The following is a 12140-nucleotide window of genomic DNA, read 5'->3' as shown; positions in this document are numbered from 1 at the left end:
TTCAGCACCTCATACCAATTTTAGATTTAGATCGTGGAATTGAAAATCACGACCAAAATGCTCGTTCCAGAATTTTAAACAATACTAATTGTGCCAATTTAGTGTCAATTTTCCATAGTTTCCAGATTTAATGGGACATGGTAAAAGGTTTAGGTAGATTTTGATTACAATGAAAATTCACAATTAAAAATTCAAAATGTAACATTTTCATTTTGAATTTTTAATCTTATTCCACTTCATTAAAAAGATGTTCTTCTAAAAGAGGTTGCACTTTACGAAACTCTTCTGGAGAAAGTAATTCTGGCTCACCTGTTTTTGTTATCCGTGCAAAAAACAACAAGGGATCTAGGGGTGTATAAATTGCATACTCCTGATCTTCATCATAGAAGCTAGCGAGTAGCTGTAATTGTTCTGGCTCTAAATCTTCCCCTTCGTCTTCGATTTCTAAGGTAAAGAGTTCTGATTCTTCAACTGGCGGTAAATCACCTGCAACTGTCAGAGCATAAGCTGTGTTCTTCAATATCAGGTTCTGTTCAGATAGCACAGCTTGGGCATTAGCAAAAATTTGCTCAATGATGGCGTCATCTTCTACCAGAACCGCTTCTTCTTCCTCACCGTCACCTTCCCAAGAAAAAATTTCTACAGGTGAGTCTACAGGAAGAAGCAAAACGTATTCTTGCTCATCAACCTCAAGGCGATGCTCTATATAACAGTCGAGCGATCGCCCTTTGTCATCGGTTAAAGTTATGGAACCCGCATGAGCGTTATCATTTTCTTCAGGAAATGGAGAGGAAAACATAGCCGAAATGTAGAAATTTAATAAATACCAGCAAGTTTGAAAATCGCTTAACTATAGTTAATGACATATTATGTCAAACAAATAGCTTTATACGTAGATACAACTGCTGGCTAATCGTTTTCAGAATATCATGTTAAAAGGTATCAATATTCAATAGCCGCAACTGAACTGCGGGAGTTGGCACGCTTAACATCCAGCCATTGTTGTAAAATCAAAGCGGCTGCCTTGCGGTCAATCAAACCTTTATGGCGTGACGGGGAGCGGTTTTCAGCTATCAGGAGTTGCTCTGCTTGAAATGAAGTTAATCGCTCATCCATATATTCCACAGGCAGGTTTAGTGCCTTAGCAAGTCTTGTAGTAAATTTCTGAACTTGACGAGCCTGAAATCCTAGTGAGCCATCCATTGAATAAGGTAAGCCCATAACTAGAATTTGCACCTCACGTTCATTAACTATTTGTCGGATTCGCTCGACATCTTGCTCAAAAGATGCACGTTCAATTGTGGTGATACCCGTGGCAATTAAACCCGTGCGATCGCACCCAGCTACACCAATCCGCTTGCGACCAAAATCTAGTCCCAAGGCTGAAATAAACGGTTTTGGTTGCTCTTGGGATATCACACTAATTCTCCTGCTGTGCATCTGCTGATTCAGCAATCGGCGATGTTTCTATAGTAGGGTTTTGGTTTTTTACCGAAAAGTTAATCGGTTCTGGCTTGCTTGGCAGAGGCTTATCAGATGATGGCAGATTTCCTGGTTGTATCCATGACATCCCACCTGGTATAGGTTTACGAGTAGGTTGTAGACCTTGTAGCATATCAGTCCACTGGATGCCTTCTAAGGAAACGAATTTCGACTCTCTTAACTTGTGCCACACAGAGCGAGACATGACTAATGTATGTTCTATGCGTTTTGCCCCTATTCGCTCCAAATATTCTTCTCGCTCTGCCTGATAGTCTGAGGAGGCTAGTTGTAACCCTTGCTGGGGAAAATCTTGGGCAATGCGAGCTAGTTGAGAGAGTAATTCTGGATAAAGCCAGGTGTAAGCAGGATGAACTGTCAGCGTTGCAACATGGGGAACTTCACCCTTGCGATCGAGTTGCACCTGAAAATAACCGATCGCAGCTTTGCGTTGCGGTTCAAATACGTAACCACTGATTACTTCTGTTTTAGTCAGCCATTGCTTCACTGCATCAGTTAAAGCACCAAATAAACTGGTTTTAAAGTCGCGGGTATTACGGTCAAAAACCTGACGTACCAAAGGTGGCATCGATGCCGTATCTAGTTGATATAGCAACTGGGCATCAGCATTGCTCACTGGCAATAGGTTGGGCAAGTCTGGCTCTGCTTGTGCTAATTCAGCCAGTAATTCTGGCCCAATTTCCCAGTATGTCATTTCTGCCAAACGCTGGAATCCATTTTGCCGATATAGTGCCAGCGCCTCTATGTCATTGATGTTAACTTCTAGTAGCCAAGTGCGAGCTTCTAAAATCGACTCAAAGCAATGACGCAAAAGTTGCGAACCAATTCCTTGTTTATCTACACCACGCTCTAGTAGCACTTGATCGATCCGCCAAGTACTGCGTGTGCGGTTAAAGGGTGACACTTGAATCATTCCTAAAAGTATCCGCCCTTGCTCTGCGACAAAAGCACAGAGGCGATACTGTAGCGGGTTAGGAAACCAACTTAAAAATTTGAGTAATCCATACCAGCGACGCAGCCTTTGCATCTGGCTGATGGCAAAACCTGCTCCCTTCGGAGTAAGGGCTGCGAATGACTCTTGAGTTATGCGCTCAATGCCGTCCAGATCCCGGTATTGGACTGGTCGGATAACAACGCTGAGGTTTCTGGGAAGTAATGAAGTCATTTTTATTCGAGCCGCCATTTAGCCTTAACTAACTGCTCTTCAAAGGAAGGAACTGCTGCAATAATCTTAACTAGTTTCTGCTCTCTACTATTGTGCCAAAAGGGTGATTTTAGTAACTTAATACTTAAAAAGCAGAAAAAGCAGACCTTGTGAGAACACCATTGGCATTGACCCAACAACATCTGCCCTTATTTTATTTGAATTTTGATTAAAATTTGTATATATTTTATAACCCTTGCCGAGAAACTAGCTTTTCAAAGTTGGCTTGGGTTTGATGGAGTAATTGGTGGCGACTATCTACTAGTGTTTGCTTCAGCGTTGGAACAAGATTGCGAGCTTGTAAAGTCATGTGAAGTTGCAGGTTGGCAACATATTCACTGAAATCTTGATTCATTTCATCTGCGCCCGCATCTGTTAATAAATTTGATTCCATTGCCACTGTGTTCTCCTGTGTTAATCCTGTGCTGTCTCTCTTCATGACCAAAAATTATCACGTTGTTTGGACTAACTTCTTAATTTGCAATGAAGTTTAACGCTTCTTAGAATAGCGTGCCCCTTAAAATCTCAAACCAACACCACCTTGTACGGAGATAGCTGTACCACTGCTATCTCGGTAGGCATCAAAAGCAATAATGGCATTGCCAAAAAGGACAGTATTGCTATTTGGGATCATATAATCGATGCCCGGTTGTAAAGCAAAACTAATTTTGTCACCCACCGGAGAAGAACCACCACCACCAGCCAATACTAATCCAGCGCCCAAGTAGGCATCAGCTTGCCAGTTGAGAGGGAAATCGTAAGAAACTGTTGGTACAACTGCTGTATTATTACCAATTAAAACTTGGGCGCGGAGTGAAATTGGTGCTTCCAAAAGCTTGTAGCGCCCCGCGATTACTCCCCCAAATTGGATACCATCGGTAAAACCAACAGTGGGGCCGATACCAATATAACTGCCATAAGCTACTTGAGCTTGTGCTGGTTTAGTACTAACCAGACTCAAGACCAAACCAGCCCCCAAAACTGAAACCAAAGATGGAATATACTTCATAACCAACTCCTCACACCAATTTGTCATTTGTCATTTGTCATTTGTCATTGGTAATTGGGCATGGGGCATCGGTTATTCTCTCCCTGCCCCTCTGCCCCTCTGCTCCCCTGCTCCCTTCATTCTACGGGCAACGGGGATGAATGCCTCCTTGAGTACAAATGTATGCTAGTTGCTTGGCATCTAAATTTTTGGCTTTAGAAAAATCAACCCCTTGGACTACGGCCGATACTGAGCCTAAATCTGGGGTTTGGACAAATTGATCTGCTGGATCTTGTTTGCTAGGAGCAAGAATTGCCCCTTTAAAATCTGCTCCAGCGATGTTTGCCCCTCGTAAATCTGCAAGACTCAGGTCGGCATTTTGTAAGTTAACGTTTTCCATTTGGGCAGAACGTAAAACAGCACCAGTTAAACGAGTAGCGCTGAAGTTAGCATTGCTGAGATTAGCACGATCCAAATAAGCTCCTGACAAATCTGCCCCTTGCCAATCAGTGTTAGTTAAGTTGGCAAAAGATAATTGCGTTCCGATGGCAGTGGCGCGACCTAAACGCGCTGCATACAGATTGGCTTCGTTCAATTTGGCATCGCCTAAATCTGCCCCAGTCAAGCTGGCTTTTTCCAAAACTGCGTTTCGCAGATCGGCTCCTACTAGTTGGGTGCTGTTGAGTTTAGCATCATATAGACGCGCGTTGGATAAGTTGGCTCTGTTAAGAGTAGCGCGACTCAAATCGATCCGGTTCATCAAGACGCGACTGAGGTTAGCATCAGTAAGATTGGCTTGCTGCAACTGAGCTTGGCTTAAATCAGCCATTACATCGTCATAGGTATCCCAGCGCCCATCTTCACCCACACCCCGGAAGCGACTACCCTTAAAGCTGGCTTGGTTAAGATTTGCAGATTTAAACTTAACTCCAGATAAATCAAGATTGTCTAGTACTAAGTTGAAGTAGGAACTTCCGGAAGTACCGCTTTGACCTAATTGAGTCCTATTAAGGTCAACACCCTCAATTTTTTTACCGCTATAAACAGAGAGAATCTTGTTGATTGTCCGTTGGTTTCTTTGTAGCCGCCCTTGCCGTAATTCCCGCTCTTTGGTTGCAGTGCTACCTACAGATTCCAGTTCGCTGACCAAAAACTGATTCTTATTTTTGAGTTCTGGGATGGCTTGGGGCCCGACAGTTGTCAAAGCTTGTTGAATTGTATCCAGAAGGCTGGGGTTAGTTTCGCTAACTAATAAATCCGCCAGAAATTTAATGGACTGTGGGTCATTAAGACCACCCATAGCTAGAATTGCACTTTGGCGTTGCTCATTAGTCGCCCCAGAGTTGGGAGTCAATTGTTTGACAAGTTCAAGGAATTGTTGGCTGTTGATTTGCTTGGTTGCTCGCTGAGATTGTTGAATTTGGATATAAACTTGAGTGCCAATTAAAGTTGCCAGCACAGCAGTCATACTCGTCAGCCCTATCCCAAACAAAGTCAGATTGGGATTTTGCTGTATCCGCCGCCACAAATTAGGCGAATGGCTGGTTTGATCTGCCGCTAATTCTTCTCCCTCCTGGTTTTCTTCTGCTTGATCGTTACCATCAGCAGACTGAGCTTGTTTGTTCCTAGCTAAGAGTGCATCGATTGTATAAGTACCTGCGAGTTGATCGTGTAGTGCGCGACGCCCCCGACGTGATGGTAAGCCTATCCCTTCACCCACAATCATTAATAAAGATAAAAATGTGAATAATCCTAAATTCGGAAAAGCAAAGCTGTAACGCCACAGCAGATAGGCGATGGAAATGGGTACCGTCCAGCGCCCAACTCCTTCTCTAATCACAACTGCCCCCAATCCGGGCGCCTTTCCTTGCTCGTTGACAACCCGGACTTTTAACCAACGTTTCGGAATTGTGCTACCAGTCTTAGCTAATAAATACAATTGCCACCACGAAAGAGTTACAGGTGCTAACAAGGCAATTGTCCACAAAATATTAGTCGGCCATGCAACGTTACGAATGCCATAACTCACAGGTAGAGCTAGGGGTCTGGCGATCGCTCTTTCTGTGACTACCAGCACGGGGTTCAGCGGCACTCGGTTCAGATCGCTTCTAGAATTGGCATAGACACCAATGCCGAAGGGAATCAACCCACTAGTAACCACGAGTGTGATTTCAGCCGTCCAAGCAGCAAAACGCCTACTTGCTAGCAGCAGCGAATTGGCTCTTTCCGATTTTTTTGACTGACCAGATTGATTACTAGTTCTCCTGACAATTGGTGAGGTCATCGTATAATTTCCTTTGATATTATTTCTACGCCGCGATCGGCACAATTAAAATAGACTAAGCTAGTCAGCAAAAAGAAAAGCATATTGAAATAGGATTTAGGAGTAATACAGCAGAATTCAGGAGTCAGAATGGGCTGCGCCCCGCTGCGCTAACAGAAGAAAAACAGGCTTTATACCTAGTTTTGACACTTCGTTTCTGTACTGCACCTTCCTTGAAATCCTCTATAAGTCAGAAGCGGTTTTTATTCCAGCTCCTGACTCTCATAACTCCGGGCAGAGTGCAAAGTAAATGCATATCAACTTATTGCTTACGTTGAAAGCTACCAGACACAAAAAATTTGTATCCAACATACACTAACACTGCCAAAAGTGCCAGACTGATTACAGATGCAACTAGTTTAAACACTGCTTGCAGTATCGCCAAGCCTACTAGCACCGTTACACCCGAAACTATCAGCTTTTTCATACCAGATAAGCTGTTGAACCAAATCTGAAATCGCTCTAGTTGCAAGTTAAAGCTGGCAAAAACAGACTGAGGCGTTTGTTTTTTTTCTTGTGAAACTACCCCAGGCGGGGAATTAATCTCTGCCTCTAGCTTATCGAGACGACGCTGTAAGTCTTCTTCTGGTTGAGGATTCATTAATCTTTCCTACCTCATTAGCATACTTATTCAACAATAGACCAACCAAATTCTATTTTTGGTGGTTGTCTTAGTGATTTTAGCTAATCTCTGTGCGTGCAAGACCTTACAAACATCAATTCTAGAGACGTTGCAATGCAACGTCTCTAAATACACCTATCAAATCTTCACAAATAATCCTTAATTGGCTGGTATTGCTTTATACAGCAGCTTTTGGAACCAAGACGGATTGTTGTCGTCTATATAAATCAGACTGTCTAACAATATTGCTCTAAAAAAATCTGGGGCATTAATTAAAATGAAAACCCTTAGGCTACTTGCAATTATTCCCACGGCTTTGGCGATGAGTCTGGTTTTCACTGAAGCTAATTTGGCACAGACACCAACAATCCAAATTAATCGAAATTCCCAACCCGATCCATTGATTTTGAATGGAAAATCTGGAGGAAGTGTCAAAAGTAATTGTGGCAATATTACCACTGAGCCTAATCAAGTTATCCAAGTTACAGAGTCATTACCTTATTTGCGATTAACAGTAGAGAGCCAAGGAAAGCCAACACTGCTGATCGACGGGCCTGGGGGGCGCTTTTGCGTACTAGCAGATAGTTACTCTGGAGGTAAGTCAGAACTTTCTGGTTATTGGCAGCCAGGAAAATACTCGCTGTATGTGGGCGAACTATCCCAGCAACAGTTTACTTACAACCTTTCAATCTCGCAAAAAAATAAATAGTCATTAATTTTTTGCTTATGTTTTGCTAATGACTAACGATCCTTGACTATTCTTCCAGCGATTTGGCTGGAACTTCGACAGCAGTCACATCAATTGTGCCTTCTGGTGTGAAGCGCTGAAAATGACTATTTTGTACTAACAGCAACTCGTTACAGTTAGGACATTGCAACTGACTGTTATTTAAACCTGTAAATTCATATCCACAGACGGGACATTGATCGGCAACCAAGTTGCGTTGCAGCCACCAACGAAAGCCAAAAAAAGCCGCAATCGGTGCCAACAACAGCAACCCGAAAATAATTAGCAATGAATTAACTAACCAACCCAAGCCCACTGATGCTAGCAACCAAATAACTGCCAGCAGGGTAAGCCAAGGGCGGAGATTTAAAAGATTCAATTGAAATGACTTAAAGCTCATTTTTAATAAATTTTTTCCTGCTCTCCTTCTAGGATAGCGATTTTAGTCATTAGTTATGAGTCATTGATCGTTTGTCATTTGGACTCAAATGGACTTTATTACTGAGGATAGCAGCATTTTTTGTAAGTGCTGTTGGAAGGCATTGATGCCAAATAGAGCGATCGCCTGTTCTCGCAGCCACTTCCCATCACATCGCTGGTCATCCCCTTGAAGCATTTCTATACAAGCTGCTGCTACAGCATCAGGATTGCGGTGTGGAACCCGCCATCCCAGTTTACCATCCTGCAAGGGGTCAGCGGAACCATCATCGTCACCAGATAACACCGGCACTCCACAAGCCATTGCTTCTAGATAAACTATGCCAAAGCCTTCTTGTGAAGGCATAATATAGGCATCAGCAAGGCGGTAATGTTCCATTAATTGTTCTGTGGCAACGAAACCAGCAAATACAACGCGATCGCTCACACCTAAATCTTTTGCTAGCTGCGCCAATCGCGGTTGGTCGTCGCCGCGGCCAATTACTAAATATTTCACTTCTGGGAAAACTTTAGCGATTTGTGGTAAAGCCCGAATCGTGACATCTACACCTTTGTAAATATCTCCTGACCATAACCGCGCTACTGTCATTAACACTTTCGCGCCAGTTAAGCCATACTTCTGGACTAATTCTGGTTGTTTGAAACCAGGAGTAAATTTATCCGCATCAATTGCACAAGGCATCATCTGTACCATTTTCGGGTTTAGACTATTGGCAACACAAGCGCGATCGCGGCTGTAGCGACTTATTGTCCAAATACTATCTGCTGATATCAAGGCACGACGTTCCTGATTTTTCAACGGTTCCCAGACTTCTTTGCCGTAAGTTAGCACGGTGTAAGGAATCCCCAAGGGCTGGCAAAGTGTTTGGATTAATACTGCTAAGTTAATGTGACCGCAGAAAACCTGCTGCGGACGGCTCTGCAACAAACATTTCAGTAAAGCCGCTGCCATTTGCAATCTCCCCAAAGAAGGGGACTGATTTTTAAAGTAATGAAATTTTAAGTTCTCGTCTTCAAATGGATTTAAGCTATCAGCACTATCTCGTAGTAAAAAAACTTCTGCCTTGTAATTTTGGCTCAATCCTAGATAGGCGCGAAAAATATCTTTTATATACGATTGAATACCACCTTCGTGAGCAAAAATTTCTAAAAACACGAAGACATGGTTAGTTTTTTTGTTAACTTGATCACCTAAATTCAGGTTTTTTGTCACTGTAGTGATTTGCATCTTAGATTATTTACACTTGCGATAAGGGCGCAATCGCACCGCTTTGTAACCGCTCTAAATCTGTTTTTACCATGTTTTCTAAAAGTTCCTCAAAGCTTACTTGGGGTTCCCAGCCGAGGTTTCTTTTAGTTTTACTGGGGTTAGCTACTAGTTGAAAATGCTCATCTTGCCGCAACAAGCTAGTATTTAAGACTACATACTGCTTCCAATCCAATCCGACTGACTCAAAAGCTGTGGCAACTAAATCTTTAACACTATGCAGTTTACCAGTACCAATCACATATTCTTCTGGTTCATCAATTTGCAACATTAGCCACATTGCTTCTACATAATCACCTGCAAAGCCCCAATCACGTTTTGCATCAAGATTACCCATTTCTAGGGTGTCAGTTAAACCCAATTTAATTGATGCAGCCGCCAAAGAAACTTTGCGTGTGACAAACTGAGGTGGGCGTAAAGGAGACTCGTGATTATATAAAATTCCGCTACAGGCAAATAGTCCATAACGCTGTCTATGATGCACCATTGTCCAGTGGGCGTGCATTTTAGCCGCAGCATAAGGATTTTTGGGACGAAAAGCGGTTTCCTCATCTTGAGGCGAGAGGAATACATCGCCAAACATTTCTGAACTGCTGGCTTGATAAAATCTGGTAGACAAACCAACTTTTCGTACTGCTTCCAAGAGCCTAGTCGCTGTACCAGTTATTAAATCCAGAGTTCCCAATGGGTCGTTCCAAGAGTCGGGTACAAAACTGGGAGCCGCCAAATTATAAATTTCTTGGGGACGCAATTGTTCAACAGCGGTCAACAGTGCCGCACTATCCCTCAAGTCAACTGTAAAAATTTCTACCTGATTTGCCAGTATTCCCAGTTTTGTCAAATTAGGTTGTCGATGTGGGGGTACTAAGCCGACAACTCGATAACCACGGTTAAGGAGCAAATGGCTGAGATAGTAGCCATCTTGACCAGTAATTCCTGTGATTAGGGCTGTCTTAGTCATATTTTGTCCCTTATTCTGTCTATCTCTTTAAGCACAAAATGGCACTTGTTGGAGAACAAACATCAAGACTCTCAACACTGCTGACAAATCTTAACAAGGGAGCTAGTGTAGCTCGAATGCTATTTTTACTATATTCATTAATTATTTTTATACAAAAACCTACTTAAGATTTTACAAAAAAATCATAATGAGTAGGCAATTTCACATAAAAAATATATTTCTCCAATTTAAAGAATACTGAAAAAATAGTATACTTTTATCAATCAAATAACTATGTATTTCAGCAAAAACTGCTTCTGTTTAAAAGTGTGTAGCTCAACTTTTGGCAAAGTCTTGATTAGCTTGGTAACGGCTATATAAGAAGTTTTATTTGTTTGACTCCTAAGTACAAGAGAGTATTGTAGAGAAGAAAAGCCCTCGTTTTTTGTGGATACTCCTTCCCTACAGTCCACTCCCCTCACAAGCCAAAACTGACATCAGAATTATTCTCTCCTTCCTTTAGCCTTGACTATTTCACTGTTACTTTTGTGCTTCTACAGAGTATTTGACAATGAGCAGGCAATTTCTACCATCCGCACCACGTTCGTATACAACCTTGTCAGCCAACCGCCGGAGGAGAAACCATCCATACCCACCTACTTGCAGAGTACCTGGGGCTGGCTCTGCGATCGCATCAGGATTGAAAGGTTTTCCGTAATCCCAAATTCTAATCTCTAGTCGGTCAATCCACAGATAAACGTTAATTTCAATGATTGTTTCTGGGGGTAACGCATGATGAGCGTGACGAACAGCGTTGGTAAAGCCTTCTGCTAATGCTAAATTGAGGCGATCGAGTTGGGTTTTTGACCAGCCAAGTTGAGACAAGTGTTGCAGACAAAATTGCTCAAACCATTCTTGCACCTGGTTTAAGAGCCTGAGTTCGCTCTTAACCGTCAGATGGTCTTGCTGCACTATACTAAGCATTAACTGTGAGTTGAATATAAGTAAACCCAAGTTGCTAGTTATTAAATTCTGCGCTGTTCGCAAAATTTCTCTGACATAAAAAAATCTAAATTGACATATTCTATGTACCAAAATACAAAACATGAATGATTTTGGCATTCTGAGGGTTGTAACTAGCAACTTACGTTAAGTAAGTAAGAAATGTTTGTATTTGTTGACTTTTGATGATTTGAGATTTTGGAATAGCTTTTCCATCCAAAACTTCAAATCCCAGATGCAATCTGAACTATTGAAGAAGAATTCAGAATAGAGAATTCAGAATGCAATCAGTGAGGATACCCTGCGGGATCTTGCTAAAGACCCAAAACTATCTTGTTGACCACTAAAAAAGCATATTTAGTGTAGGAATTAAACCCGTTTATTAAGACGCTATCTACGAGACGCTGTGCGTAAGTTGCTTTTGCGTAGGATGCGCGGATTTGCTTTGGGTGGCGTTACCCGCTTTTTCATCATTCAGAATTAAATTCTGTTAGCGGATAGCTAAGGTTTAGCCCATTCTGGCTTCTGACTCCTGAATTCTTTCCTGTTAAAATTGACGCCTGTTGATTGTTTTCAAAAGCACATCTATCTGCATCTGCTCTTGAAAGTCACAGGCGTCAAAGCACTTTGTGGTGACTAATTTAGAATAGTCCCAAGGTCAAAGATTTATCCAATGGCAAAGCAGCACCAATACCTAGCCACACGGTGACAAGAGTACCAACAAGGAATACTGTGGTTGCAACTGGACGGCGGAAGGGGTTTTGGAACTTATTCACGTTCTCAATAAAGGGAACGAGGATTAGCCCTACTGGTACGGAACCCATTGCTAACACTCCTAAAAGTTTGTTAGGAAGCGATCGCAAAATTTGGAAGACTGGATACAAGTACCACTCTGGCAAAATTTCCAATGGTGTAGCGAAAGGATTTGCTGGTTCACCGGTCATTGCGGGATCTAGCACGGCTAAAGCCACAATCGCAGCGAAGGAACCCATGATCACAATTGGAAAGACGTAAAGTAAGTCATTAGGCCAAGCGGGTTCACCATAGTAGTTGTGACCCATGCCTTTAGCGAGTTTGGCTCTTAACTGAGGATCGCTCAGGTCAGGTTTTTTTTGTGTTGACATTTTTA

At 42.3% G+C, this 12140-nt stretch carries 13 protein-coding genes; 1 reads left to right on the top strand and 12 read right to left on the bottom strand.

The genetic code is table 11. The features are described from left to right. Window positions 1–226: 226 nt before the first annotated feature. From RMY16_RS15480 to RMY16_RS15450, 7 genes are all read right to left on the bottom strand, one after another. Window positions 227–799 carry a DUF3727 domain-containing protein gene (locus tag RMY16_RS15480; RefSeq protein WP_292739658.1) on the bottom strand — a complete coding sequence of 191 codons (573 nt, stop codon included), beginning with the start codon at window positions 797–799 and terminating at the stop codon, window positions 227–229. A 143-nt stretch (window positions 800–942) separates the two neighbouring features. After that, window positions 943–1440: a Holliday junction resolvase RuvX gene (gene ruvX / locus RMY16_RS15475; RefSeq protein WP_322737147.1), complete on the bottom strand. Its 498-nt coding sequence runs from the start codon at window positions 1438–1440 to the stop codon at window positions 943–945. Further along, window positions 1421–2683 (bottom strand): GNAT family N-acetyltransferase, encoded by a 1263-nt coding sequence (locus tag RMY16_RS15470; protein ID WP_322737146.1) that lies wholly within the window; start codon window positions 2681–2683, stop codon window positions 1421–1423. Before RMY16_RS15470 ends, ruvX begins: the two co-directional genes overlap by 20 nt. A gap of 208 nt (window positions 2684–2891) precedes the next feature. Further along, window positions 2892–3098, bottom strand: coding sequence for a hypothetical protein (locus RMY16_RS15465; protein WP_322690484.1), 207 nt, complete (start codon window positions 3096–3098; stop codon window positions 2892–2894). Window positions 3099–3221: 123 nt separating this feature from the next. After that, a complete protein-coding gene (locus RMY16_RS15460) occupies window positions 3222–3713 on the bottom strand; it encodes a hypothetical protein (RefSeq protein WP_289798406.1) in 492 nt (163 codons plus the stop codon). A 121-nt stretch (window positions 3714–3834) separates the two neighbouring features. Continuing rightward, window positions 3835–5976, bottom strand: coding sequence for a pentapeptide repeat-containing protein (locus tag RMY16_RS15455; RefSeq protein WP_322737145.1), 2142 nt, complete (start codon window positions 5974–5976; stop codon window positions 3835–3837). 301 nt (window positions 5977–6277) lie between these two features. Next, a complete protein-coding gene (locus tag RMY16_RS15450) occupies window positions 6278–6616 on the bottom strand; it encodes a hypothetical protein (protein WP_322737144.1) in 339 nt (112 codons plus the stop codon). Window positions 6617–6914: 298 nt separating this feature from the next. Between RMY16_RS15450 and RMY16_RS15445 the strand changes: the two genes are divergently transcribed. Next, a complete protein-coding gene (locus RMY16_RS15445) occupies window positions 6915–7346 on the top strand; it encodes a hypothetical protein (RefSeq protein ID WP_322661814.1) in 432 nt (143 codons plus the stop codon). Between the two features lie 46 nt (window positions 7347–7392). Here the strand turns inward: RMY16_RS15445 and RMY16_RS15440 are convergent, their stop codons facing one another. From RMY16_RS15440 to petD, 5 genes are all read right to left on the bottom strand, one after another. Beyond that, a complete protein-coding gene (locus RMY16_RS15440) occupies window positions 7393–7764 on the bottom strand; it encodes a hypothetical protein (RefSeq protein WP_322737143.1) in 372 nt (123 codons plus the stop codon). Window positions 7765–7848: 84 nt separating this feature from the next. Next, window positions 7849–9030 (bottom strand): glycosyltransferase family 4 protein, encoded by a 1182-nt coding sequence (locus RMY16_RS15435; RefSeq protein ID WP_322737142.1) that lies wholly within the window; start codon window positions 9028–9030, stop codon window positions 7849–7851. Between the two features lie 10 nt (window positions 9031–9040). Next, the gene (locus RMY16_RS15430) at window positions 9041–10030 is read right to left on the bottom strand and encodes a GDP-mannose 4,6-dehydratase (protein WP_322737141.1); all 990 of its coding nucleotides are present in this window, start codon (window positions 10028–10030) and stop codon (window positions 9041–9043) included. Between the two features lie 519 nt (window positions 10031–10549). Further along, a complete protein-coding gene (locus RMY16_RS15425; protein WP_322661806.1) occupies window positions 10550–10993 on the bottom strand; it encodes an anti-sigma regulatory factor in 444 nt (147 codons plus the stop codon). A gap of 659 nt (window positions 10994–11652) precedes the next feature. Continuing rightward, on the bottom strand, window positions 11653–12135 hold the full coding sequence (petD, locus tag RMY16_RS15420) for a cytochrome b6-f complex subunit IV (protein ID WP_181930359.1): 483 nt from the start codon (window positions 12133–12135) through the stop codon (window positions 11653–11655). Between the last annotated feature and the right edge of the window lie 5 nt (window positions 12136–12140).

It is taken from the genome of Nostoc sp. DedQUE12b, from assembly GCF_034530835.1.
GTDB lineage: Bacteria > Cyanobacteriota > Cyanobacteriia > Cyanobacteriales > Nostocaceae > Nostoc.
Note: the sequence above shows the minus strand (reverse complement) of the source record. Positions and strands in the feature narration are given on the sequence as shown.